The organism is Chryseobacterium sp. A301, assembly GCF_054489425.1.
In genome coordinates this window covers 121,529-145,058 of the sequence record NZ_JBTMWY010000005.1, presented here as the reverse complement: position 1 = coordinate 145,058, position 23,530 = coordinate 121,529, and the positions used below count along the sequence as shown (strand labels likewise).

At 40.3% G+C, this 23,530-nt stretch carries 25 protein-coding genes; 15 read left to right on the top strand and 10 right to left on the bottom strand.

Going from position 1 to position 23,530, the window contains the following annotated elements:
• Positions 1-4: 4 nt before the first annotated feature.
• From accB to pdxA, 4 genes are all read right to left on the bottom strand, one after another.
• On the bottom strand, positions 5-487 hold the full coding sequence (gene accB / locus ACX3PU_RS09345) for an acetyl-CoA carboxylase biotin carboxyl carrier protein (RefSeq protein WP_459084769.1): 483 nt from the start codon (positions 485-487) through the stop codon (positions 5-7).
• A 111-nt stretch (positions 488-598) separates the two neighbouring features.
• Entirely contained in the window at positions 599-802 is a 204-nt protein-coding gene (gene rpmF / locus ACX3PU_RS09340; RefSeq protein ID WP_459084768.1) for a 50S ribosomal protein L32, read from the bottom strand.
• Positions 803-878: 76 nt separating this feature from the next.
• On the bottom strand, positions 879-1,436 hold the full coding sequence (locus tag ACX3PU_RS09335; RefSeq protein ID WP_459084767.1) for a YceD family protein: 558 nt from the start codon (positions 1,434-1,436) through the stop codon (positions 879-881).
• 138 nt (positions 1,437-1,574) lie between these two features.
• The gene (gene pdxA, locus ACX3PU_RS09330) at positions 1,575-2,657 is read right to left on the bottom strand and encodes a 4-hydroxythreonine-4-phosphate dehydrogenase PdxA (protein ID WP_459084766.1); all 1,083 of its coding nucleotides are present in this window, start codon (positions 2,655-2,657) and stop codon (positions 1,575-1,577) included.
• 58 nt (positions 2,658-2,715) lie between these two features.
• On the opposite strand from pdxA, the gene ACX3PU_RS09325 reads away from it, so the two are divergent.
• From ACX3PU_RS09325 to ACX3PU_RS09315, 3 genes are read left to right on the top strand one after another with little or no spacing between them, the layout of a single operon-like run.
• On the top strand, positions 2,716-3,315 hold the full coding sequence (locus ACX3PU_RS09325) for a riboflavin synthase (RefSeq protein ID WP_459084765.1): 600 nt from the start codon (positions 2,716-2,718) through the stop codon (positions 3,313-3,315).
• Complete coding sequence (locus ACX3PU_RS09320; protein ID WP_459084764.1) at positions 3,302-4,756, top strand: sensor histidine kinase; 1,455 nt, start codon at positions 3,302-3,304, stop codon at positions 4,754-4,756. Before ACX3PU_RS09325 ends, ACX3PU_RS09320 begins: the two co-directional genes overlap by 14 nt.
• Positions 4,756-5,454, top strand: coding sequence for a tRNA1(Val) (adenine(37)-N6)-methyltransferase (locus ACX3PU_RS09315; protein WP_459084763.1), 699 nt, complete (start codon positions 4,756-4,758; stop codon positions 5,452-5,454). Before ACX3PU_RS09320 ends, ACX3PU_RS09315 begins: the two co-directional genes overlap by 1 nt.
• A gap of 51 nt (positions 5,455-5,505) precedes the next feature.
• Here ACX3PU_RS09315 and ACX3PU_RS09310 read toward each other — a convergent pair whose 3' ends face one another.
• Together ACX3PU_RS09310 and rpmH are read right to left on the bottom strand one after the other, a co-directional pair.
• Positions 5,506-6,219 carry a cell division ATP-binding protein FtsE gene (locus ACX3PU_RS09310; RefSeq protein WP_459084762.1) on the bottom strand — a complete coding sequence of 238 codons (714 nt, stop codon included), beginning with the start codon at positions 6,217-6,219 and terminating at the stop codon, positions 5,506-5,508.
• 146 nt (positions 6,220-6,365) lie between these two features.
• Positions 6,366-6,524, bottom strand: coding sequence for a 50S ribosomal protein L34 (gene rpmH, locus ACX3PU_RS09305; RefSeq protein ID WP_459084761.1), 159 nt, complete (start codon positions 6,522-6,524; stop codon positions 6,366-6,368).
• A gap of 221 nt (positions 6,525-6,745) precedes the next feature.
• Between rpmH and ACX3PU_RS09300 the strand changes: the two genes are divergently transcribed.
• Positions 6,746-7,771, top strand: a complete 1,026-nt coding sequence (locus ACX3PU_RS09300; protein WP_459084760.1) for a DHH family phosphoesterase — start codon at positions 6,746-6,748, stop codon at positions 7,769-7,771.
• On the opposite strand, the gene ACX3PU_RS09295 is transcribed toward ACX3PU_RS09300, so the two are convergent.
• The 4 genes from ACX3PU_RS09295 to tilS are packed head-to-tail and all read right to left on the bottom strand — an operon-like array spanning position 7,745 to position 12,522.
• Complete coding sequence (locus ACX3PU_RS09295) at positions 7,745-8,521, bottom strand: alpha/beta fold hydrolase (protein ID WP_459084759.1); 777 nt, start codon at positions 8,519-8,521, stop codon at positions 7,745-7,747. The genes ACX3PU_RS09300 and ACX3PU_RS09295 overlap by 27 nt on opposite strands.
• A 13-nt stretch (positions 8,522-8,534) precedes the next feature.
• Positions 8,535-9,038, bottom strand: a complete 504-nt coding sequence (locus ACX3PU_RS09290; RefSeq protein WP_459084758.1) for a hypothetical protein — start codon at positions 9,036-9,038, stop codon at positions 8,535-8,537.
• Between the two features lie 58 nt (positions 9,039-9,096).
• Positions 9,097-11,172 carry a protein-disulfide reductase DsbD family protein gene (locus tag ACX3PU_RS09285; protein WP_459084757.1) on the bottom strand — a complete coding sequence of 692 codons (2,076 nt, stop codon included), beginning with the start codon at positions 11,170-11,172 and terminating at the stop codon, positions 9,097-9,099.
• Positions 11,173-11,190: 18 nt separating this feature from the next.
• Positions 11,191-12,522, bottom strand: a complete 1,332-nt coding sequence (tilS, locus tag ACX3PU_RS09280; RefSeq protein WP_459084756.1) for a tRNA lysidine(34) synthetase TilS — start codon at positions 12,520-12,522, stop codon at positions 11,191-11,193.
• 90 nt (positions 12,523-12,612) lie between these two features.
• Between tilS and ACX3PU_RS09275 the strand changes: the two genes are divergently transcribed.
• The 11 genes from ACX3PU_RS09275 to ACX3PU_RS09225 all read left to right on the top strand — a co-directional run bounded on the left by ACX3PU_RS09275 (position 12,613) and on the right by ACX3PU_RS09225 (position 23,500).
• Positions 12,613-13,446, top strand: a complete 834-nt coding sequence (locus ACX3PU_RS09275) for an OmpA family protein (RefSeq protein WP_459084755.1) — start codon at positions 12,613-12,615, stop codon at positions 13,444-13,446.
• A 93-nt stretch (positions 13,447-13,539) separates the two neighbouring features.
• Entirely contained in the window at positions 13,540-14,187 is a 648-nt protein-coding gene (locus tag ACX3PU_RS09270) for an O-methyltransferase (RefSeq protein WP_459084754.1), read from the top strand.
• Between the two features lie 39 nt (positions 14,188-14,226).
• Positions 14,227-14,940, top strand: coding sequence for a C40 family peptidase (locus ACX3PU_RS09265; protein WP_459084753.1), 714 nt, complete (start codon positions 14,227-14,229; stop codon positions 14,938-14,940).
• Between the two features lie 25 nt (positions 14,941-14,965).
• The gene (locus ACX3PU_RS09260) at positions 14,966-16,225 is read left to right on the top strand and encodes a 3-deoxy-D-manno-octulosonic acid transferase (RefSeq protein ID WP_459084752.1); all 1,260 of its coding nucleotides are present in this window, start codon (positions 14,966-14,968) and stop codon (positions 16,223-16,225) included.
• 81 nt (positions 16,226-16,306) lie between these two features.
• Complete coding sequence (leuS, locus tag ACX3PU_RS09255) at positions 16,307-19,117, top strand: leucine--tRNA ligase (protein ID WP_459084751.1); 2,811 nt, start codon at positions 16,307-16,309, stop codon at positions 19,115-19,117.
• 256 nt (positions 19,118-19,373) lie between these two features.
• The gene (locus ACX3PU_RS09250) at positions 19,374-20,240 is read left to right on the top strand and encodes a MotA/TolQ/ExbB proton channel family protein (protein WP_459084750.1); all 867 of its coding nucleotides are present in this window, start codon (positions 19,374-19,376) and stop codon (positions 20,238-20,240) included.
• 82 nt (positions 20,241-20,322) lie between these two features.
• Complete coding sequence (locus tag ACX3PU_RS09245; protein ID WP_459084749.1) at positions 20,323-20,922, top strand: ExbD/TolR family protein; 600 nt, start codon at positions 20,323-20,325, stop codon at positions 20,920-20,922.
• Positions 20,923-20,929: 7 nt separating this feature from the next.
• Positions 20,930-21,505: an ExbD/TolR family protein gene (locus ACX3PU_RS09240; RefSeq protein ID WP_459084748.1), complete on the top strand. Its 576-nt coding sequence runs from the start codon at positions 20,930-20,932 to the stop codon at positions 21,503-21,505.
• A gap of 26 nt (positions 21,506-21,531) precedes the next feature.
• Entirely contained in the window at positions 21,532-22,371 is an 840-nt protein-coding gene (locus tag ACX3PU_RS09235; protein ID WP_459084747.1) for an energy transducer TonB, read from the top strand.
• 63 nt (positions 22,372-22,434) lie between these two features.
• Entirely contained in the window at positions 22,435-22,632 is a 198-nt protein-coding gene (locus ACX3PU_RS09230) for a C4-dicarboxylate ABC transporter (RefSeq protein ID WP_459084746.1), read from the top strand.
• Positions 22,622-23,500: a PstS family phosphate ABC transporter substrate-binding protein gene (locus tag ACX3PU_RS09225; RefSeq protein WP_459084745.1), complete on the top strand. Its 879-nt coding sequence runs from the start codon at positions 22,622-22,624 to the stop codon at positions 23,498-23,500. The genes ACX3PU_RS09230 and ACX3PU_RS09225 overlap by 11 nt, the downstream gene beginning before the upstream one ends.
• The last annotated feature ends 30 nt before the right edge of the window (positions 23,501-23,530 follow it).

The following is a 23,530-nucleotide window of genomic DNA, read 5'->3' as shown; positions in this document are numbered from 1 at the left end:
TTCCTTAAGATGGATCCACTAAAAATAAAGGTTGGTCGTATTCTACAGGAGTAGCATCGTCAACTAAAATTTTGACAATTTTTCCTGAAACTTCCGATTCAATTTGATTGAAAAGTTTCATAGCTTCAATGACGCAAACGACTTTACCTTCTGTTACGGAGTCTCCTACATTTACGAATACTTCTTTATCTGGAGAAGGTTTTCTGTAGAAGGTACCAATCATTGGCGATTTAATAGTGACATATTTACTGTCTTCATTGTTTGCAGCAGGCTCACTCGCGGGTGCACTGTTTGCAATTGGGGCTGGCGCTGCGGGTGCAGGGGCTGCCTGTTGATACATTTGCGGTTGCACTGCGTATCCTACATTTTCATTTCCACCAAGAGGAGTCTTGATAGTAATTTCGAAGTCTTTCGTTTTGTACTTCACTTCGGATACTTCCGATTTTGACACAAACTTGATCAGATTTTGTATGTCTTTAATGTCCATAACTTGTTATTTGAATATTGGCCAAAAATACAAAAAAACAACAAAAAACCACTCATTTTTAATAAAAATGAGTGGTTTTTGTATAAAATTGAAGAACTATCGGTTTAGCGACTAGTTTTCTTCTGTAGTTTCGGTTTCTTTTTCCATTACCACTTTACCTCTGTAGTAAAGCTTCCCTTCATGCCAGTGTGCTCTGTGGTATAAGTGCATTTCACCCGTGGTTGCGTCTTTCGCCAATTGAGGAACGACTGCTTTATAATGGGTTCTTCTCTTGTCTCTTCTTGTGCTGGATTGTCTTCTTTTTGGATGTGCCATTTCTAATTATTTTTTAATTGATGAGTGATGAGAGAGGATTATCGTATCTCATCTCATCTATTTAAAATATTTATTTTTAATTTTTGTCTTTCAATTTTTTGAGCGCTGCCCATCTAGGGTCTACTTCTTCCGGCTCACTTTCTTCTGTTTCCTTCTGCTCTGATTCTTTCGCTTCTTCTTCACCAAACAATGCATAACGCTCGACAAGCTCCCAATCTTCCTGCGCAATCGAAGGAGAGATTTTCTTCATTGGAATCGAAAGCACGACCATCTCGTATAAGATTTGCGCCATATTAAAGGCGTGGTCGCTCGATGGAATCGTAATGACTTCCTCGTTGCTATCGTCGTAGGTCTCACCGAAATTCACTAGTAATTTCAACTCAGGGTTGATTTCGTAGTCGAATATTTCGCCTGTTATGTCGCACTCTAAGGCGACTGGTCCGTGGACTTCGATCCAAAATTCAAGAAAAGTGGTGTGCTTTTCCATTAGGATTTCTGCTACTAATCTTGGATCAGTAAACTCTTGTTCCGCTTCATGTAGTTCAAAGAACGATTGATCTATCTCAAATTGGAACTTATGTTTTCCGTTTTTCAGTCCGGAAAAGACTACTTCGTAGTTTCTAAATTTGTCCATAAAATGAGGTTGCAAAAATATGCATTTTTTTTGATTTAGCAAATATATTTGGTGGCAAATACTCTTTTTGAGACCGAGGGCTTCGAATTTATTAATTTGTCTGCGCTGTAACCCGCCTTTTTACTGCCTTTGCAAGGATTAGTGACTAGGAACATCTTCGTCGATTCCATGGTCCTTATTTGTGCTTCTCGGTTTTAATCGGTTCGACATGAGGTCGTTATATTCATTTCTGTTCTTGAAGAGTTTTACGGCGGTGAAAACGGCTTCAGTGAAGCTACGTTCATCCGCAATGCCTTGCCCCGCAATGTCGTAAGCGACTCCATGGTCTGGTGAAGTTCGAATGAAAGGAAGTCCGGCCGTGTAATTAACACCCGTTTCGTAGGCAATGGTTTTGAAAGGAGCAAGTCCTTGATCGTGATACATTGCTAAGACGGCATCGTAGTGTTTGTATTTTTCAGGCTGAAAATAACTGTCTGCAGGAAAGGGACCAAAGGTTAAGATTCCATTCTCGAACATTTCGTTAATCGCAGGTTGAATGATTTCTATTTCTTCAGACCCAATGGTGCCACCGTCACCCGCGTGTGGGTTTAGTCCGAGTACTGCAATCTTGGGTTTTTGTATTTGGTAGTCCTCAATTAAACATTGGTTCAAAATACGAATTTGCTTTTTTAGTACCTCTTTGGATAGTTTTTGAGCCACCTCCGACAGGGGGATGTGATGAGTGGAAACGGCCACCTTTAGATCTTCCGTCACCAGGAACATTAGACCTTTTTTGTCCATTTGTGCTTCTAGGTACGGAGTGTGACCCGCATAGGCGAAACCGTGCTTAATCATTTCGTCCTTATTTATAGGAGCTGTAACAAGAACATCAATATCTCCTTCTTTCAAGGCGTGAGTTGCTGCCTCCAAGGAGTCAATGGCCATTTTTGTAGATTCATCGGTGGGGGTGCCTAGCTGGACGTTCACGTTGTCCTTCCATAGGTTTACCATATTTAATTTGCCTTCCTGTGCCTGGGAGGCTTCCGTGATGTAATTGAAATTGACTTGAAGCTTGAAAATGTTTTTCTGATACGTGAAAAGCTTTCCTGAGGCAAAAATGACCGGAGTGAAAAATTCGGTGATGTTTTTATCATTTAAAGTTTTCATGATAATTTCGGGGCCAATCCCATTAAAATCGCCTACCGATATACCGACTCGCACTTTTGGATATTTAGAACTCATAGTTTATTATTATCTTTGAAAAGAATTTGAAAGATACAAAATTAACAAAAAGTACGATATGTTCACGGGAATAATTGAAGGTCTTGGTCGAGTGGAGAAAATTCAAAGCAATGGGCGCAACGTGGATTTCACTCTGAGCTCCCCTTTTACAAGGGAGTTAAAGGTAGATCAAAGCGTGGCACATGACGGTTGTTGCCTAACCGTAGTAGCCATTGAGGAAGACCGCTATGTCGTGAATGCGATTGAGGAAACTCTTATGAAAACCAAGTTAGGAGAGTGGGAATTGGGCTCGCAGGTGAATTTAGAACGTTGTACTGTATTAGGGGGACGTCTTGATGGGCATATAGTGCAAGGTCACGTGGATCAAACCGGAACCGTTTTAGGAATAGAGGATGTGGAGGGTAGTTATTTGGTGCGGATTGGGTATGATGAATCCTTTGGATTTCTAACCGTGGCGCAAGGCTCTATCACAGTGAATGGAATAAGTCTGACCGTAGCTCGAAGCATGGATTCTGAGTTTTCTGTAGCTCTAATTCCTTATACGTGGGAGTTTACAAACATGCATGCATTAAAGGTTGGACAAAAGGTTAATCTTGAATTTGATATCATTGGAAAATACGTGACTAAATTAATTTCAAGACAGAATGCCATTAAGTAAATACAAAGGATATAGTTTACGAAATCGAGTTTTTTGGGGCTTTATGATCGTTTGTTTGATGAGTAGCTTCGCCTCATCCATCCTTTCCTTTGTTCTGTTGAAAAACAATGCGATTGAGCAGAATCTGACAGAGCAACAAGCAAAATCGGATGCCCTGATGGCTTCGCTGGACTACGCGGTAAGTCATCAGCAGTTATTTTCTGAAGATTTACCTCGAGTATTGAGCAACAAAATCTATGAGATCTCAGATATCAATAAAGCGGACATAATCATTTACGATCTTAAGGGACGATACCTTGTTTCCAATAAAGACAGTGAACGCGTCAAAAATGAGCGTCTGCCTCTGTCTATTTTAAATGACGTGCTGGCGGCAGATAGACGTGTGGATTTCACCACTTTTGACAACCGAATCAAGGCGAATGTCGTGTCGTCTTATATGATACTTAAGAACAATACATTAGAGCCTATAGGGATTGTTTATTTCCCTTATTACCATAGCGATTCTGCTTATTTAAATGTAATGTACAAGTATGCGAAGTATATTTTACTTGTTAATATTTTTATTATTCTTTTATCGTTGTGGCTCAGTTGGGGAATTTCAAAGAATTTAACCAATGCGTTAACCAAATTTTCAGGACTGATCAACAAGCTTACGCTTTTTGAAAAAGATCTGAAGCCGATTCGATATTATAAAAATGACGAATTAAGTTCTCTTGTAAAATCGTACAACAAAATGATTCTTAAAATTCAAGAGCAAAAGGAACGACTTTCTTTTACCGAGAAGGAAAGAGCTTGGCGAGAAATGGCAAAGCAAGTGGCTCATGAAGTGAAAAATCCTCTTACACCGATGAAGCTTACCATTCAGAATTTTCGTCGCAAATTTGATCCTAGTGATCCAGATATCGTGGAGAAAGTAGCGCGAATGAGCGATTCGGTGGTAGAACAAATTGATTTGGTCGCTACCGTCGCCTCTGCTTTCTCACAATTTGCGCAATTGCCGGATAAGCACGATGAGGTGTTTAGTCTTAACAAAGAGATTCATAGCATTATACGAATCTTTAATGACGATAATGTTTTCGTCCATGCCAATCGCGAGGATATTCAAGTGAAAATGGATAGAATCTATTTAAATCGAATCGTAACGAATTTAATCACCAATGCGAGGCAAGCTGCTGACGATGAAAGACGTTCCATTATTAATGTAGATTTGGAACAAATTCAAAAGCGTATCACCATTTCCGTTGAGGACAACGGAGTAGGGATTCCACAGGAAATGTTTGACCGAATATTCGAACCGAACTTCACTTCTAAAAATTCAGGGATGGGTCTAGGTTTAACCATGGTCCGGAAAATGGTGGAGGAATATAAGGGTGAGATCCATGTGAAATCAGAGCTTGGAAAGTTTAGCCGTTTTATTGTGACTTTACCTACGAATCTTTAATGAAGTCTTTCCGTTTTCAAAAGTTTGAGATTAAACAGTCGCGTGAGGTTTTTCGAGTGGGGACAGACGGGGTGTTACTTGGAGCATTAGTGAGTGTTGCCCAGAGTGAAAATGCCCTGGAAGTAGGCGTAGGTACTGGTCTTATTTCACTAATGCTTGCGCAGCGTAATTATGCATTGAAAATAGTGGGTATCGATATAGATCCGAAGGCAGCACTTCTCGCAAAAGAGAATTTTGAAGCTTCGAATTTCTCCGCGCGATTAAGCGTCCAGCACAAGGATTTCAAAGAATTATCTAAGGAGACGCTGTACGATTTGATTGTCTCAAATCCGCCTTATTTTTCACCTAATGACTCAATCAAGGACAGAGTTGCACGACAAACTGTACATCTTAATTTTCCAGAATTAATAGAAGGTGTCAGAAGGCATCTGTCTCCTAGTGGAACCTTTGGTGTGGTGATTCCAAGTCAATTCACTACCGATTTCACTGAGTCTGCTACGCTGGCAGGTCTGCACTTAGTGCGAATGATTTCGATTCAAGGAGTATCTGGCGGTCCTATTGTAAGGGTCGTTCTCGAATTTAAATTTCAAAAACAAAATCTCATCAAGGGAAATTTAACCGTCGAAGAAAAGCCACGCGTTTTTTCAAAGGAGTACCTGGAGCTCACAAAAGAGTTTCACTTATTTGATCGAAACTAAAACAGCTTTTTAATTCGAAAGAATGGCCTTAATAACGAAAAACCTTGAGCGTTAGGCTTCAAATAGTTCCGTAGTGTCCATCACACTTACTTCTCCATCTTCGCATTTGATTGCTTCGCCTGGGAAATTTTGAATCATGTGGTAGTCGTGAGTGGCCATAACCACAGCAGAATTGTTTTCCATTGCGACGCGCTTAAGAAGCGTCATGATTTCATTAGATGTCTCAGGGTCTAAGTTTCCCGTGGGTTCGTCAGCAAGAATTAGCTGAGGATGGTTAAGAAGGGCTCTGGCAATGGCAACACGCTGTTGTTCACCACCCGAAAGTTCGTGGGGCATTTTATGCTTTTTGCTTTTCATTCCCACACTGCTTAAGACCTCGTCAATTCGGTCTTGAATAGCACTGCTTTCTTTCCAGCCCGTAGCTTCAAGAACAAATTTCAAATTTTTCTCTACTGTTCGATCTGGGAGCAATTGAAAATCTTGGAATACGATCCCTAACTTTCTTCTTAAATCCGGGATTTGGGAAGTTTTCAGTTCTTCCAAGTTGTAACCCGCCACATTGCCTTGGCCTTGTTGCAATGGAATATGTCCATACAGAGTCTTTAAAAGGGAGCTTTTTCCAGATCCTGTTTTTCCAATTAGGTAGCAGAATCTTCCTTTTTTAATGTTCAGGTTGACGTCGCTTAAAACGGTAAAACTCTTTTGTGCAATTCTTGCACGTCTTAGACTAATAATATTGTCTCCGGATAGGTTACTGTGTGGCATTTTATTATTGGGGCTGAGGTTGGTAAACTTAGCTCGTCAAAAATAGAGAAAACTTCTAAATTTACTCTAGTTTTTAGGAAAAATTAACAACAAAAAATGCCTGAAAAATTTCTTTTTCAAGCATAAGTATGTGAATCGTAAAAGAATTATCTTTTAGCACGAACCGAGCTAACGCTCAAGCTCTTTCTACCTTTAGCTCTTCTTGCAGCTAAAACTCTTCTACCGTTTGGAGTAGACATTCTTTCTCTGAAACCGTGCTTGTTTCTTTTCTTTCTTTCTGATGGTTGGAATGTTCTTTTGCTCATTTCTAATATCTTTAGTGTAAAACTATCTCTTGATTTTCAGAATGCAAAAATACAAATTATTTTATACCCTACAAACTTTATTTGAAAAAAGAAAAGAATTCTAACCAGGCACTGGGGAGAGAGAGCTCGGGAGCACGAAACGAATAATAGGCTCTTTTTCTTGCCTTGCTTCCCTTAAATTTAGAATTAAGAAAATGTTACCTTTGCAAAAAACCTAGTCTATGTTTACACCCTCCGAGCTTCTCGATATTCATACTTTACTAACTCCCGAAAGGAAAATCGTGATTTTAACGCACTACAATCCAGATGGCGATGCCATCGGTTCTTCCTTAGGGCTTAAGCATTATTTACGAGCTCGTGGAATTGAATCTGAGGTGATTGTACCGAATGATTTCCCTAAGTTTTTGAAATGGATGCCGGAGGCGAAAAAGATAACCATTGCGGATTACAAACGCAAAAAAGCATGGGATCTTGTGGCGGAGGCAGACGTTTTGTTTATTCTTGATTTCAATGCTTCACATCGATTAGGCAATCTTGTGGGCCCTTGGCTTGACAGAGCAAAAGGAGTGAAAATTTTAATTGATCATCACCAGCAACCGGATGAATTTGATTTTGTGTATTCAGATACGAAGGTGCCAGCCACCTCGCAAATGATTTACCATTTTATTGAGGCCTTGGAGCAGGAAAGCTTGATTCAAGTCGAGGCTGCACAGTGTCTCTATTGCGGGATTATGACGGATACAGGAGGGTTTCGTTTCCGCTCAACGAGCGCAACCACCCACCGAATCGTTGCTGATTTAATCGACCACGGTGCAGATCCATCCTTGATTTCCAGTCAGACCTGGGACACCAATTCGGTATCTCGTTTAAAACTTCTGTCGCTCGTGTTGGGAAGATTGGAGATGGTAAAAGATGGACAAGTTGCCATTTTATACTTGACCCGTGAGGAATTGAAATCGTATGGGTTTGAGAAAGGGGATACCGAAGGGTTTGTAAACTATGGGTTAAGTATTCTAGGATCGAGAATGGCGGTGTTTTTCATGGAAGATCTGTACGAAGACTTCATTAAGATTTCATTCCGATCGAAAGATGATGTGGATGTGAACAAATTTGCACGTGCTCATTTTAGTGGTGGAGGTCACATCAATGCGGCAGGCGGAAGATATGATGAAACCATTCAAAAGACCATTGAAAAATTCAAGAATTTAATCGTCTCCGAATCATGGGGCGATAGCGGTATTGGTTAAAAGTTCATGATTTATGACCTGCGCACAAACCTCAGGAATCTCTAAGTGACCGTTATGTCCGCAATCTAAAACATAGGCTTTGATATTGGCCTTTTGAGGGAGGTCCTTATAGAGTTTATCGGACTCAATCGCCTGATCGTGTCGGCCAAGAACAAACATGATTTTACAATCTAATTCTTCGATTACAGCTTTCCGATTAGGACGCTCCATCATTCCTTTTACGCTAGCGAGAACTCCCTCTACAGGAGTGGCGAGCGCCACCTCTTTTGCGAGTTGGATAGGACCCGATAAAGCCTTTAATTCAAACTGGCTAAACAAGGGTGGTATCCCTGCATTTGCGTAGGATTTGAAGTTTTCTGAAATAATTCTTAGACTTCTTGCACGTTGGTCTTTTTTGTCTGCACTGTCTTCAAAATAACTGGAAAAGAAAAGGGTTAAGCTTTTTAAGGATTGAGGGTAGAGTTCCGCAAAGGCAAGTGCTGCGTATCCACCCATCGAATGCCCTAGGAGGTGTACCCGTTTCCTTTGCAAATGAATCAGGACTTCCATCACGTCCTTAGCCATCTTGTCCATAAAGTTTACTTCGTGCAGAGGCTGAGAATCGCCATGACCCGGTAAATCGATACTTACGACTGTGAATTCCTTGCTTAAAAAGGGGGACATAAGTTGCCAAATCGCAGTGCTTTCCATGAACCCATGGAGCAAGACTAGAGTTTGAGGACCCTCCCCATGTTGAGTGAAATGTAGCATACGAAGTTTAGTTTTAAAAGTGAATATCAATATACTCTACAAAACCCTGGCCACCGACTTTGTCTTGTAAACGATAATAATTTTGTTTGCCTTCCCTAGCAAAAGTCATTTTCTTATTTCTTAGGTAGGATGAATTGGGAAAGGTTTGGCTAATTTCCCCTTCGAAATTTATATATTTAGCGGAAACCTTTTGAAGCTCCCCAGTAATCTTGAGGCTTTGTTTGCCCTGAGTGATGATCCCCGAGACTTTGTACCGATCTCTACCCACATTTTCAAGCTTGATAGGGCCTTTGAAGTTTGCCTCATCGTTTTGAAAGGATAGGGTAGCCTCCGAGTTAAGCTGTGGAAATTGGTTCTGTTTATTGCGCGCCTCTATTTGTTCATTCAGTTTTTGGCGCTCGATATTTAGGGAGTCAATGCGTTGGTTTTCTACCTCTATGGGGGACATCGTGTTTTTCTTTTCGCAGGCCACTAGTAGTAGGGCAAAAGCAAAAAAGACAGGGACTCTATTTTTCATCTTTTTTTTCAAAGATAAAAAAAGAGCACTAAATGATAGTACTCTTTTTTTTGCCAGTTTATTTATTTTGCTTGAAATATTGGACACCGCATTCCAAGAATTTTTTGAAATCCTCTTTTGGCATATAGCCAGAGATAGGATGGTTAATTACTTCGCCCTCTGGGGTGACCATCACATAATGAGGCTGTGAATTGTTATTGAAGTTAATCTGTTGAAATAAACTCCATCGATCCCCAATGGTTTTTATTTTCTTCATTTTTCCACCTCCCATGTCAATTCGGGTTTGCTGCTCTAAAGGAAGCTCTTCTTTGTCATCAATGTAGAGGGAAGCTAACACAACCTCGTTTTGTAGAATAGGAAGAATGTCGGGCTCAGTCCAAACAAATTCTTCCATTTTACGGCAGTTTTCACAGCCATACCCAGTGAAATCGATAAGAATAGGTTTGTTTTGCTCCTTCGCTAACTGGATTGCTTCAAAGTAATCATGCGCAGGGTGCATGCCTAGAATTCCATCACCTTCTTTATGTAAGTAACTCACATTTAATGGAGGAAGGATACCAGAAAGCATTTGCAGTTTTGGTCGTTCCGCAGGAATTAGGCCTTGAACGAGATAAATCAAAAATCCGATTCCAAGTACTCCAAATAGTTTTCGTCCAAGGGATATTTTTGGGTTCTTGTCATCGTGCGGGAATCGAATCTTACCAAATAGATACAGCACGAGGGCAAGGGTAATTAGGATCCACAGAACGATAAACAATTCTCTTTTCAAAAGGAAGGTTTTAGAAACCAAATCGGCTTTCGAAAGGAACTTTAAAGCAAGTCCTACTTCGATGAATCCTAAAACCACTTTTACTGTGTTCATCCATCCTCCTGATTTTGGAAGGCTTTGAAGTGCTTGTGGGAAAAGAGCCAGAAGTCCAAAGACAATAGCCCAAGCCAAACCAAAGCCTCCTAAGGCGAATGTAAGCAGCATAGGGACATCGGAGGAGCCTGTGACGGCACTTCCTAATAAGGAGCCTAAAATAGGACCCGTACAAGAAAAGGAAACAATCACAAGCGTTAGGGCCATAAAGAAAATCCCTATAAACCCGCCTGTTTCTTCTGCTTGGGAGGATTTATTGGCAATGGAACTAGGAAGCATAATTTCAAAATACCCAAAAAAGCTAAAGGCAAAAACCATGAAAATCACGAAGAAGGTCAAGTTAAGCCAGACCGAGGTGGATATTTGATTGAAAATATTACCTGCAATTCCGTCCACTAAGTGAAATGGTACACTTAAAAGGATGAAAATCAAAAAGATAAAAAAACCGTAAATGCCTGCGTCTCTTCTGCCTTTCGCTTTGCTTTTCGCTCCTTTTGTGAAGAAAGAAACGGTCAGAGGGATCATTGGAAATACGCATGGGGTAAGAAGTGCGATCATTCCCCCAATGAAACCAAGGAGCAAATAGGTCCAATAGTTCTCGGAATAACTTTTTATTGCATTTCCACAATTCGTTAACGGATTTTTATAATCTAAAGTGCTTATTTTTAAATTTGTGGGATCCACTAGGGAAGCGGTGCTACTCGAAGGAACCGCAGAAGTAACCACCCCTTGATTTTGCACTAAACTATCTCTTTGGGCCTCAGCTAGCATTGTAGATTCGGGCTCTTGTGCTGAGATCGCATCAGAAGTGGAGGGCTGTAGTTTCTTTTCAAACTCGACAGTATTAGGCGCTAAGCAAACTCGGTCGTCACAAGTTTGGTAGGTGAATTCCGCGACAATCGTGGCCGACTTGCTCGGGTTTTTAAGTTTGAACTTCTGTTTGAACAGCGCTTTGTTGGAATAGTATACGATTTGAGTTCCAAAGGCTTCGGAATATTCATCAAATTTTTTACCGACTTCCTTTACCCCTCCCACGAGTTCAATGCCTTGTGGCGAAGAAACGATAAGTTCCGTGGGAATGCCGGAGTCCGGAGGAAGATCTTTTGAATAAATGTGCCAGTTCGGTTCTAACGTGGCATCTAGCGTAGCTTCGTAGAGGTTGTCGCCAACAGATTCAATGTTAAATTTTAAATGGACAGGATCTTTAATTTGTCCTGAAACGGCTGTTAAAAGAAAGGTTAGTACAAGCGTTAACCAAGTTTTTAATTGCATTGTGGTAGTGTTGTGGATTTAATGTTCACTTTCTATCAAAAATGAATAAACGTTATGATGATGGTTTTCCGCGCTAAAGCGGCGATCTTGTCTGAAGGGTAAGACGCCTAAAATTTGATTTCGCGCATCGCATAAAATCCAAATTTTAGATTTTGCTAAAATAGATAATTTTTCGTCCTTAAAAAACTTTGAGATTTTCTTTTTGCCTATCATGCCTATAGGGTAGAAAAAATCACCTGTTTTTTTATGTCGAATTTTAAGAGGAAGCTCAATTTCATCGGCCTTAAATTGCCATTTTAAAGCTCCAAAAGATTCAAATTCGCTTTTTAGATGAGAAGGAAAGGAAATCTTTCCCTTTGAATCGGTAATTTGAAATTCCTGTTCATCGGTTTCAAGAATAGCAGGGTTTTTCGTTAAATGCAATTCTGTTCGGTTCAAGATTGCATGCTGTGAGCCCAGAGAAAACATACTTCCAGACTTGCTACTAAAGAGTTTTTGCATTTCCTCTTTGCTAGAAAAACCGATCGATTTCAAAACTTCGTATTGCAAGGCTTCTGGTTTCTCGACTAACGCTTGCAGGTCAAGGGATTGAAGTGCTCCTGAGCTACTATAGGATCCGTGTTGGGCTAAAAATTGCTCCCCTTCTTCTCGAAGGTATTCTTGTGCTAGTTCAATGATTTCAAGGCTTTTATGAAAATTCCCGAGGAAATTTTCATTGGTATCCTTTAAAGGAGGAATAATGTGGTGACGAATGCGATTTCGTAGATAATGGTCGGATTGATTGCTTTGGTCTTCGCGGTAGGCAACCTTGTTATGCTCAGCGAACTCATAGATTTGGTCTTTTGAAAAGGACAATAAAGGTCTTAAAATTCCATTCTGGTTTTTAGGTATTCCACTCAGTCCCTTTAATCCACTGCCCCTAGAGAGGTTGATTAAAAAAGTTTCAAGCTGATCCTCAATGTGATGCGCGGTCATAAGCAGCGGTAGGTTCCTTTCCTTTTGCACTTTTTTGAAAAAATCATAACGCAGTGTTCGCGCCCACAATTGAATGGAGCCCTCTGGTTTTTGGTCCTTTGGTCCCACCGAGTAAAAGTGAAAGGGGATCTGGTGGGTTTTGCAGAACTCTTCTACAAGGATTTGGTCCCGTTCTGACTGCTCCTCTCTTAAATGATAGTTCACATGAGCGATTTCAAACTGAAGTCCTGCCCTTAGACAAAGGCTGCTTAAAACCATCGAGTCCACCCCACCACTCACCGCCAATAAAAAGCGTTGAGCCTTCAAATTAGGAACTAATGTGAGTAGGGACTTCTCAAAAAGAGAAACTGTTAAAGGATTTGTTAAATAACTCATAAAGTCCGTTAAACAGGACAAAGATAGGATTTCTTTCGTTTACGAATTTGTAGATTTGCTCTTATTAAGTTAATTAAAACGAAAAACAGTATGAAAGTATTTAAATGGTTAAGCCTTGGTATGGTGGCTCTTATCTTAGGCAGCTGTATTAGTAGAAAGCAGTACGATGAACTCAATACAAACTACCAACAAGCCTCTGAGCAGCTAACTCAAAGTCAGCGCCACAACAAGGAACTCGAAGCTAAAAATCTGCAACTTGATAGTGAAAATAATTTACTAAAAGGTCAGCAAGATGCACTTAAATCTTCTCTCGATGCCTGTCTTTCCAATGCAGGAAAAGGTTCACAAAATATTGACAATTTAATTGGTCAAATTAATTCCTCTAACCAGTACATAAAACAACTTATTTCAAGCAATGCGAAAAACGATAGTTTAAATCTTGCTCTCTCGAATAAGTTAAAACGTTCTCTGGATAACATTGCGGATCAAGATGTACAGGTTAAAGTTCTGAAAGGCGTGGTTATGATTTCCCTTTCAGACAAAATGCTATACAATACAGGAGACTACCAAGTACTTCCCGAAGCTCGTGAAGTTTTAGGAAAAGTGGCTGCAGTCGTAAACGATTACGATACGTACTCGGTATTAATTGAAGGGAATACAGACAACGTTCCTTTAAACTCAATGAACCTTCCTAGAGACAATTGGGATTTATCGGCCCTTCGTGGAACTTCCATTGCGAAAATTCTCCAAAATGAGTTTGGTGTAGATCCAAGTCGTATGACGGCAGGTGGACGTAGTGAGTACAATCCTAAAACAACCAACGCCTCGGTTTCAGGACGTGCTGAAAACCGACGTACAGAGATTATCATAATGCCGAAACTCGACGAGTTTATGAAGTTAATGAATATTGCACCGAAGAACTAAAGGTTCTTTGCGTGCCTAATAAAGCCTACTCCTTTTTTAAGAGGGTAGGCTTTTTTGTGTGAAAAGTCGTAATTTTGAATCAAGATTTAGATTATGAGTTATTTTGAAGAAAACTTACCAGAAATGGATCGTTATTTGGAACAGCACGCCTCCAAGGAGCCTGCACTTTTAAACCGCCTACGCCGCGAGACATACCAGAAGACTACGCAGCCGCACATGATTTCAGGGTACCAACAGGGTCGTTTTCTTTCGATGATTTCACAACTAAAGCGACCCAAAACTATTCTAGAGGTGGGGACCTTTACCGGCTACGCAACTTTGTGTCTTGCGGAAGGCCTAGCTCCTGACGGAAAAATTGTGACTCTTGATATTAATGAAGATCTAGCATATCTTCCTAAATCCTATTTCGAGCAAAGCGAACTTGCAAATCGTATCGAGTTTCGCCTCGAAAATGCAATAAAGTACTTGAAGAATACAGACCAAACATTTGATTTGGTTTTTATTGATGCAGACAAAGAAAATTATGTGACCTACTTCGAACTAATAAAACCCAAACTAAATCCAGGGGCGATTCTATTGTTTGACAATGTGCTTTGGTACGGGAAAGTTCTTGAAACAGAACCCACGCTTAAATCGACTAGAGTGATTCAGCAACTAAACGATATGCTTGCTAAAGATGAGGGGTTTGAAAATCTTATTTTACCTTTGCGCGACGGAGTTCATGTGGCAATAAAAAAATAAAGTACCCTTCTTTTTGGGGACATGACAAAATCTATTTTTATGAGAAAGGCAATTTGTATGGAGAGCGTGGCTGCAATTCGCGAGGAAGATTCGATTGGAGTTGCAATGGTAAGTCAAGCCCTTTACGGGGAAACCATGACGGTGTTAGAAACCCGCAAACAAAGCGCTAAGATTGAGATGGACTATGACGGAGTTCAAGGTTGGATCGATCTGACACAAATTGCCATGTTAGATTCTGAAGATTTGCTCGAGAGTTCTTCGAGATGCCTCTCTAAAAGGTTTGCGCAATTAAAGAAAGGAGATTCCACACTTGTACTTTCCCTAGGATCAGAAATTGAATCTAACGACCCCGAGGACCTAGATTCAAATCGCTCGAGCATCGAAAATCTACTGATGGAGATGGTGGGAGCACCCTTTCTTGAGGGCGGGAGAAGTAGCTTTGGGTTAGACGGGTCGGCCTTCGTTCAGCTTATTTTTAAAGCCATGGGCTTGCGTTTACCAAGGTATGCAAAAGACCAAGCAGAGAGAGGTGAGGTGCTGTCCTTTGTGGGGGAAGCGCAGGCCGGGGATGTTGCTTTTTTTGAAAATGCGGAAGGGCAAATCGTGCATGCCGGCATTATGACGGAAAATCAGAAAATAATACATGTATACGGGCATGTGCGAATGGATTGCCTCGATTCCTCGGGAATCTTTAATTCCGAGCTCAATATGCATTCGCATAAACTTAGGTTCATCAAGAGAATTCTTGACTAAATTGAACAATTAATTGGATTTTTTTATGTCTATCCTCTATCCTTTTTTTATTCGGTTGCTTATTCTTGGGTTCAAAATTGGAGCTTTGTTTAATGCGAAATTAAGACTTGGACTTCGAGGCAGAAAAAAGAGCCTTGAAAAAGTTCGCTCACGCATCTCCTTAGAAGAACCTGTACTATGGATGCATGCCGCCAGTTTAGGGGAATATGAGCAAGGACTTCCTGTTCTTGAACTCCTCGAAAAACAGTATCCTCACTACAAAACTTTAATCACTTTTTTTTCCCCCTCCGGATACGAAGTCAAAGAAAGAAAAAATTCAAATCCGAATCGCGTTTTGTGCTATCTGCCTTTTGATTTAAAAGGTGAAATGACGCCGTTTGTAAATAGTCTAAATACCCAGATTTTTTTCACGGTGAAATACGATTATTGGTACGAGCTAATTAAGCAGTTAAATGCGCGCTCAACAAAACTTTTTGTTGTTTCTGCTCTTTTCTATAAAGATCAAGTATTTTTTAAACCCATCGGAAGGCCTTTAGTGGAAAGACTTGAAAAAGGGATTCACTGGTTTTTTCATCAAACCCCTCAGTCACTTTCCTTAGCCGATTCCTTAGGACTTACGCAGGGTTCTGTGAGTGGAGATACGCGATTTGATCGCGTAAAAGAAAATGTGCGACAAGCCGTTGAGATCCCTTATATTCCGGCGTTTAAAGGGGAACATCCCTTGCTTATTTTCGGGAGTAGCTGGGAGGCGGAGGAAGAAATAGCCTTTGAGATTAGTCAATCACACCCAGAAGCAAAGCTATTAATTGCACCCCACGATCTCGCCCGTTTAAAAAAGCTTCGCATGCGACTGCCAGAAGCACTTTTTTACTCAGAGATTACAAGTGAAAATAGTATAAAATGCCGAGATGCTCGCATTTTGGTTTTGGATTCGATTGGAATGCTTTCTAAAGTCTATGGGTATGGAGATCTTGCGGTGGTGGGAGGAGGATTTCATAGCAAGGGTCTTCACAATTGTTTGGAAGCAGCTGCCTTTGGTATTCCTGTGTTTTTTGGGAATCAATACAGAGAGAATCCGGAAGCGGATGCCTTAATTGAGGCTGAGGCTGCCCGATCGTTTTCTACTGTAGAGGAAGCCCAACAATTTATATCGAAGCTACTAAGGAACTCCGCTCAACTTCAGGCTATGGGACGAAATGCGGGCAAATTTGTCGGTGCTCAGCCTTCTAGTGCGACCCTTATTCTAGAAAAGATAGAAGAATTAGTTAATAACTCCCAGCCCTAAAAAGAGAGTCTATTTTTTCAATTCAAAATCTTAAATTTGTAGCTTGCACAATTCAAGTTTAATTTAATTTATAAAAGCATAATGTTCTACGATCATCAGGCCATTGAAAAAAAATGGCAAGACTATTGGCGTGATAACCAAACTTACAAACCCAGTGCGGATTTTCAAAAACCAAAATTTTATGCATTGGATATGTTCCCTTACCCGTCCGGTGCAGGGCTCCACGTAGGGCACCCGCTAGGTTATATTGCCTCCGATATCTATGCGCGTTACAAAAGACACCAAGGGTTTAACGTGCTCCATCCCATTGGATATGATTCCTTTGGGCTTCCGGCAGAGCAGTATGCAATTCAAACGGGGCAGCATCCCGCAATTACTACGGAGAATAATATTGAGCGTTACGAACAACAACTAAAGCGCTTAGGGTTTTCCTTTGATTGGAGCCGAGAACTTCGAACTTCGAACCCTGAGTACTACCGCTGGACACAATGGATCTTTATTGAACTTTTTCATTCTTGGTATAACCTAGATACAAACAAAGCGGAACCCATTCAGAGTCTGATTCAGCACTTTGAGCAGTTTGGGACAAGTACCCTAAATGCGGAACAGGGTGAGATTCTTAGCTTCACGGCTCAGGAATGGAACGAGGCTACAGAGCAAGACCAACAAGATATTTTACTAAATTATAGACTCGCTTACAGAGCAGAAACCACAGTAAATTGGTGTCCTGGACTTGGAACCGTGCTTGCCAACGATGAGGTGAAAGACGGCAAGTCAGAACGAGGCGGGTTCCCGGTTTATCAAAAGAAGATGATGCAGTGGAGTATGCGAATTACGGCGTACTCCGAACGTTTGCTTAGCGGTTTAGATTCGCTAGATTGGCCAGAGCCACTAAAGGATGCACAAACTTATTGGATTGGGAAATCGCAAGGGGCAAAGGTTCGATTTTCGTCTCAAAGCGGTGAGACCATTGAGGTCTTTACGACTCGACCCGATACTTTGTTTGGTGCGACCTTTATGGTTTTAGCCCCAGAGCATCCTTTGGTGGAGAAACTTACGACAGAGGAAAATAAGGAGCAAATTGAGCTGTACATAAGTCATACGCAGAAGAAAACGGAGAGAGACCGTATGACGGAAGTTAAAAATGTCAGTGGAGCCTTTACAGGCAGTTATGTGACGAACCCGTTTACGAGCGAATTAATGCCGATTTATATTTCTGATTACGTGCTTATGGGTTACGGTACGGGAGCGGTGATGGCTGTTCCTGCGCACGATGAAAGAGACCATCGTTTCGCAAAAGCCTTTGGACTTCCCATCGTAAGCGTGATTAAAAATGATCTCGATATAAATGAAGAATCTTTCGACTCGAAAGATTCGGTTTGTGAGAATTCACAGTTTTTGGATGGACTCGATTTTGAATCTGCGAAGACTCGAATGATTGAAGAGATTCAATCGCGGGGAATAGGTGAAGGAACGACAAACTATAGACAAAGAGATGCTATTTTCTCTAGACAGCGTTTCTGGGGAGAACCTGTTCCCATTTATTATAAGAAGGGACTTCCATATACTCTTCCAAAAGAAGCGCTTCCCCTAGCACTTCCTCAGGTGGATAAGTATTTGCCGACGCCCGAGGGCGATCCTCCCTTAGGAAACGCCAATTTCTTTGCTTGGGATGAAAAGGATCAGAAAGTGGTAGAAACGGATAGGATTGATCACGAGTCCGTTTTTCCTTTAGAGCTTTCCACAATGCCGGGATGGGCAGGAAGTTCTTGGTATTTCCTTCGCTATATGGACCCCTCGAACACAGAGGAATTTGTAGATCCAAAGCTTGCTAACTATTGGGGGCAGGTGGATTTGTATATTGGAGGAAGCGAGCATGCCACTGGGCATTTGCTTTATTCCCGCTTTTGGAATCTGTTTTTGTACGATCGTGGGTGGGTCGTAGCAGAGGAGCCGTTCAAAAAATTGATTAACCAAGGCATGATCCTTGGAATGAGCGCTTTTGTGTTTCGAATTGAAGGAACGAACCAGTTCGTTTCTAAAAATTTGGCTTCCCAGTATACCACGCAAAAACTGCATGTGGACGTTTCCCTTTTAAAGGGAACCAGCGATGAATTGGATCTTGAAAAATTCAAAGCGTGGAGAAAGGACTTTCACGATGCGGAGTTTTTATTGGAGGACGGGAAATACTGGACAGAAAGAGAGGTAGAAAAAATGTCCAAATCCAAATTCAATGTCGTGAATCCGGACGACATATGTGAAGAATACGGAGCAGATGCTCTAAGGCTTTACGAAATGTTCTTAGGACCTTTAGAACAAAGTAAGCCATGGAATACACAGGGGCTTTCTGGGGTCTTTGGATTCCTAAAGAAATTCTATAATTTGTATTTCACGGGAGACGACTTTAATGTAAGTGACGAGCAGCCGAGCAAGGAAGAATTTAAAATTCTTCACACCCTACTGAAAAAGGTTAATTATGATTTGGAGCACTTCTCTTTTAATACCTCTGTGTCCCAGTTTATGATTGCCGTGAACGAGCTGAATCGATTAAAATGCAACAAAAGGGACATACTAGGTCCTTTAGCTGTGATTATTTCGCCTTACGCTCCCCATTTATGTGAAGAGCTTTGGAGGTTGTTAGGAAATTCGACAAGCATTGAATTTGAAGCGTTCCCAGAATTGAACGAGGCTTATTTAATCGAGGACAAGATTGACTATCCGGTTAGTTTTAATGGTAAAATGCGATTCAAAATGTCTCTGGATGCAGAACTTAGCACTGAAGAGATTCAAAACCTTGTATTAGAAGATTCGAGAACACAAGGACAATTGGCTGGAAATTCACCCAAAAAAGTGATTATCGTTCCGAAAAAAATTATTAATATTGTAGTCTAATTATCAAATTATACAATAATAAAATGATAATTTCGAAAAAATAAAGTTTGATATTTTCAATTGTTTACAGCTTTCTCACAGAATAAAAAATATTCATAATTTTCCGCAATAAAATTGCTAATTTCTCAATGTTAATTTGAATTAACATAGAAAAAAAAATTGTGAACTTTGTGCGAAACTCTTGCATTAATAAAAAATTTGCCTTTATTTTACCGCTCGAAAAATTAAAATAATAACAATTATAATTTAGTTAAATATGGAAATGAATGTTTCAAACACAGAGGAGCAATTAGTTGCTAAAAAAGCAGGAGGGTTAAAACCTGCGTTAATTATTCCAATTCTATTCGTAATCGGAGTTTGTATCTATTGGTTCGTACTGGGTAGTACAAGTAACTTTGCACCCGATGCAAGAATTGACGGTGCTAGCTCCGTTGCCTTTACAGATATAGAAAGATCGGAATTACATCCACAAGGAGCTCTAGGAATTATTTACATGGGAGGTGTAATTATCCCAGTTCTAATTACTTTCATGCTTATTGTATTAGTATTTGCAATTGAGCGTGCAATTATGTTGAACAAAGCACAAGGTCAAGGGAACCTAGACCAATTCGTTTTGAAAATCAGAAGTCTCCTTAACGAAGGGAACATTGATGAAGCCATGGAAGAATGTGACAGACAAAGAGGTACTGTTGGAAATGTGGTAAAAGAAGGTCTTACTTCTTACAAAGCTTTATCTCATGATACCACGATGACAAAAGAGCAAAAAATGGTCGCTCTTAACAAGTCAATCGAAGAAGCAACCACTCTTGAGATGCCAATGCTTGAAAAGAACATGATGATTCTTTCTACATTAGGTACAGTGGCAACCCTAGTCGCTCTATTAGGAACGGTAATGGGGATGATCGCGGCATTTAGTGCTTTAGGTGATGGAGGAGGTACTCCAGACTCTGCAAAATTATCAGTAGGTATTTCTGAAGCCCTTATTAACACGGCTTTAGGTATTGGTACTTCTGCAGTAGCGATTATCTTCTACAACTATTTTACTTCTAAGATTGACGGACTGACATTCAAGATCGACGAGATCGCAATGTCTATCCAACAGTCATTTGCAGAACACCAATAAGAAGGTGTTTCGATTAGATCGCGCAAATGCGTCGATTTGATTTGCAGAATTTTTTAGAAGTTTAATAAATAATAAAGATATAATGGCGAGAGTCAAACCAAAGAGACATAATATACGGGTAGATATGACGGCCATGACCGATGTGTCGTTCTTACTACTTACGTTCTTTATCCTCACCGCCCAGTTTGCAAAACCGGACGTAGAGACTATCACGACGCCATCTTCAATTTCTGAAAAGCTGCTTCCCGATGCGAGTTTAATGACAGTATTAACCACCACGGACGGAAGGTTCTATTTTACTCCAGTAGAAAATGGAACAGAAAGATTACAGCTTTTGGATAATATGGCGAAGAAGTACGGAACTACGTTCACAAATGCAGAAAAAGCAACCTTTGCAAAAGTGCCAGCGGTAGGAGTGCCAATGAGCCAATTAAAAGGGTTCCTGAATTTATCTGAAGACGACCGAAAAGCTTTTAAAGCTCCAGGTATTCCGATGGACGATAATCAAAAAGAACTTATTGATTGGGTTCAACAAAGTTTAGCGGTTAATTCAGACTATAAATTGGCAATTAAAGGAGATACCAATACCAAGTATGACAGAGTGAAAAGTCTGTTTGAAGGGTTGAGAGATATTGATTATCTTAAGTTTTGGTTAATTACAAATCAGGAAGTAGCTAATTAAGAAAGAAATGGCAGAAGTACAAGTTAAAGATCAGAGTGGCAAGGGCGGCAAAGTTCGTTCTAAAAAGCAGCCACCACACGTAGACTTAACACCAATGGTGGATTTGGCCTTTCTTTTGATTACATTCTTTATGTTGGTGACAACCTTCAACAAACCGAATGTGATGGATTTAGGATTGCCTGCAAAACCAAAGGAGGATCAAAAGAGTCCCGATACTGAAATTAAATTGAGCAATTCAATTTCAATCATTATTGGTAAAGACAATAGAATCTTCTATCATCAGCAAGATCAAGCAGGATTGAATGCTTCAACCCTATTTGAAACGACTCTTGATAGAGAAGGAATTAGAAAAGTAATTCAGCAAGCAAAAGCTGGGGCAGAAGATGAAACCAAATTTACGGTGATTATCAAACCTACAGACGAGGCCTTATACAAGAATTTTGTTGACATGTTAGACGAAATGGCTATTACGAAGAGTGAACAGTACGGTATTACCGATATTCGAAGCTATGAGCAAGCCATTTACGATCAAAAAGTTGGCGTAAGTACTGCAGGTACAGCGCCAGCGGAAGGTCAACAATAATTATTTAATTGTAAATGAATATTTAAATGGCAGATGAAAATGTATACAAGGACAATCTAAGTTTAGATGAAATTGTATTTGAGAACAGAAATAAAACCTACGGTGCCTATGATCTTCGTAAGATTTATTCGAAGAACTTAACCAAAGCCTTCGTTTTAGGAACTGTGATATTCTGTGTGGGTGCTATTACGCCCGTTGTAGTCATGAAGATTAAGCAAATGAACGCTGTTGAAAAAACAGAGGTAAATGCGAATCTTATTGACATTCAACCGGAGGAAATGATAATAGAGCAACCGAAAGAGGAAGAACCACCTCCCCCACCTCCCCCAAAAGAAGAACCTAAGATTGAGGTGATTCAAAACGTGGTTCCAGAGCCGAAAAGAGCACCAAAGGTGGAAACACCGCCGCCGCCAATTACGAAGCAATTGGAAACGACTACTGGACTTCAGAATCAGGAGGGAGTGAAAGCACCAAGTTACACGCCACCTCCGCCGCCACCGTCCACAGGGACAAAGGCAGCTACGGTAGAAGCGAAACCAGCACCAAGTACAACGGAAGTTTATAGTGAAGTTGAACAGCAAGCTGAATTCCCTGGCGGGATTAACTCATTCCGTAACCGTGTAAGTAGTAACTTCGATACGTCTGCAATGTCAGGTGGAGAAGGAACTCTGAAAACGGAAATTACGTTTGTTGTAGAAAGAGATGGATCTCTTACGCAAGTAAAGGCAAATGGTCCAAACTCAGACTTCAACCGCGAAGCAGAAAGAACGGTGAAATCGATCCGTAACAAATGGAAACCAGCCAAAATTAATGGCCAGAACGTTCGTTATAGATTTAGATTGCCTTTAAGTATGAATTTTGAGTAGTCTCTACTAATAAATTGAAAAAAGAGAAGCACTGCTTCTCTTTTTTTTTATATTTTTGCTCCTATGGTGTTTAATTGGCTTTCTTTAGCAACTGGACTTTGTTACGTTATTTTAGGCGTATTTGTCATTATTTATAAATTTTTTGTCATTTACTTAGAGCCAAACGTGGCTTATGGTTTAGGTGCCATACTCATTGTGTATGGACTCTTTCGAACGTATCGTGGATTTAAAAAGCTTCAAAAAAGCAAAGATGAAATATAGTATAGTAGTTCTTTGCATTCTTTTAACGGCCCTAGGATGTAAAAAGAAGGAAAAGGTTGAGGAACCGCAAGTGAATAGTTACCATCAAGGAGAAATCACGATTCTTACGGACGATTCCTTTAAAAGTGTTACAGAAGCTCTAGCAGATGCTTATTCTATCAATTATTCCGATACGAAAGTAAAGGTTAGAGTAGAGAAAGAAGACCTTGCTTTCTTAGAGATCCTTCAGGGGCGATCCAAACTGGCTGTAATGTCAAGGATTCTTTCAAAAGAAGAAATCACGGAATACGAGCGTGCTCTCGATATTAAATACAAACCAGCGTATATAGCCGCGGATGCCGTGGTTTTTATAGTGGATAGGAACTCTACTAGAACAGAGATCACTCTGGATGAGATTGAAAAACAATTAGACTCTGATAAAAAGAATTTAATCTTCGACGGAACCAATTCTGGGAATTTAAATTTTGTGGCGCATTATTTTAAGAAAGCCCCAAAAGATCTTAAATTTTCCACTATTAGTGGAAATGAACAGGTGATTCGTGAATTAGCAAAACATAGGGATCGAATTGGAGTCATTAGCTTAAATACGATTAGTAGACCTTATTCGCCAGAGGCGCAGGAGCTTCGCTCTATGGTGAAGATTTTAAAAATCAACGACGGCAAAAGAAGTCTACTTCCAAGTCCGAAAGCAATTCAAAGTTTAGAATATCCTTTTACTCGACTCATTTATATGTTGAGTGGGGAGAATACCTTTGGAATGGCAAATGGACTTATGAGGTTTGCCTCCTCTCAAAAAGGGCAAATTGTAGTCAGCAAAGAAGGATTACAGCCTTATTTTATTTTCAAACGTGAGGTGGAAATGAGATAGCATACAATTTTGGAACGAAAATTGTGTAAA

Excerpts from the sequence above, each read along its gene's own strand:
- ACX3PU_RS09295 (WP_459084759.1), bottom strand. The coding sequence starts at position 8,521 with ATGCTACATTTCACTCAACATGGGGAGGGTCCTCAAACTCTAGTCTTG.
- ACX3PU_RS09320 (WP_459084764.1), top strand. The coding sequence starts at position 3,302 with ATGCCATTAAGTAAATACAAAGGATATAGTTTACGAAATCGAGTTTTT.
- ACX3PU_RS09245 (WP_459084749.1), top strand. The coding sequence starts at position 20,323 with ATGGCGAGAGTCAAACCAAAGAGACATAATATACGGGTAGATATGACG.
- ACX3PU_RS09265 (WP_459084753.1), top strand. The coding sequence starts at position 14,227 with ATGAGAAAGGCAATTTGTATGGAGAGCGTGGCTGCAATTCGCGAGGAA.
- ACX3PU_RS09225 (WP_459084745.1), top strand. The coding sequence starts at position 22,622 with ATGAAATATAGTATAGTAGTTCTTTGCATTCTTTTAACGGCCCTAGGA.
- ACX3PU_RS09300 (WP_459084760.1), top strand. The coding sequence starts at position 6,746 with ATGTTTACACCCTCCGAGCTTCTCGATATTCATACTTTACTAACTCCC.
- rpmH (WP_459084761.1), bottom strand. The coding sequence starts at position 6,524 with ATGAGCAAAAGAACATTCCAACCATCAGAAAGAAAGAAAAGAAACAAG.
- ACX3PU_RS09250 (WP_459084750.1), top strand. The coding sequence starts at position 19,374 with ATGGAAATGAATGTTTCAAACACAGAGGAGCAATTAGTTGCTAAAAAA.
- ACX3PU_RS09335 (WP_459084767.1), bottom strand. The coding sequence starts at position 1,436 with ATGGACAAATTTAGAAACTACGAAGTAGTCTTTTCCGGACTGAAAAAC.
- rpmF (WP_459084768.1), bottom strand. The coding sequence starts at position 802 with ATGGCACATCCAAAAAGAAGACAATCCAGCACAAGAAGAGACAAGAGA.
- ACX3PU_RS09325 (WP_459084765.1), top strand. The coding sequence starts at position 2,716 with ATGTTCACGGGAATAATTGAAGGTCTTGGTCGAGTGGAGAAAATTCAA.
- ACX3PU_RS09275 (WP_459084755.1), top strand. The coding sequence starts at position 12,613 with ATGAAAGTATTTAAATGGTTAAGCCTTGGTATGGTGGCTCTTATCTTA.
- ACX3PU_RS09285 (WP_459084757.1), bottom strand. The coding sequence starts at position 11,172 with ATGCAATTAAAAACTTGGTTAACGCTTGTACTAACCTTTCTTTTAACA.
- ACX3PU_RS09260 (WP_459084752.1), top strand. The coding sequence starts at position 14,966 with ATGTCTATCCTCTATCCTTTTTTTATTCGGTTGCTTATTCTTGGGTTC.
- accB (WP_459084769.1), bottom strand. The coding sequence starts at position 487 with ATGGACATTAAAGACATACAAAATCTGATCAAGTTTGTGTCAAAATCG.
- ACX3PU_RS09240 (WP_459084748.1), top strand. The coding sequence starts at position 20,930 with ATGGCAGAAGTACAAGTTAAAGATCAGAGTGGCAAGGGCGGCAAAGTT.
- ACX3PU_RS09270 (WP_459084754.1), top strand. The coding sequence starts at position 13,540 with ATGAGTTATTTTGAAGAAAACTTACCAGAAATGGATCGTTATTTGGAA.
- ACX3PU_RS09315 (WP_459084763.1), top strand. The coding sequence starts at position 4,756 with ATGAAGTCTTTCCGTTTTCAAAAGTTTGAGATTAAACAGTCGCGTGAG.
- tilS (WP_459084756.1), bottom strand. The coding sequence starts at position 12,522 with ATGAGTTATTTAACAAATCCTTTAACAGTTTCTCTTTTTGAGAAGTCC.
- pdxA (WP_459084766.1), bottom strand. The coding sequence starts at position 2,657 with ATGAGTTCTAAATATCCAAAAGTGCGAGTCGGTATATCGGTAGGCGAT.
- leuS (WP_459084751.1), top strand. The coding sequence starts at position 16,307 with ATGTTCTACGATCATCAGGCCATTGAAAAAAAATGGCAAGACTATTGG.
- ACX3PU_RS09290 (WP_459084758.1), bottom strand. The coding sequence starts at position 9,038 with ATGAAAAATAGAGTCCCTGTCTTTTTTGCTTTTGCCCTACTACTAGTG.
- ACX3PU_RS09230 (WP_459084746.1), top strand. The coding sequence starts at position 22,435 with ATGGTGTTTAATTGGCTTTCTTTAGCAACTGGACTTTGTTACGTTATT.
- ACX3PU_RS09235 (WP_459084747.1), top strand. The coding sequence starts at position 21,532 with ATGGCAGATGAAAATGTATACAAGGACAATCTAAGTTTAGATGAAATT.
- ACX3PU_RS09310 (WP_459084762.1), bottom strand. The coding sequence starts at position 6,219 with ATGCCACACAGTAACCTATCCGGAGACAATATTATTAGTCTAAGACGT.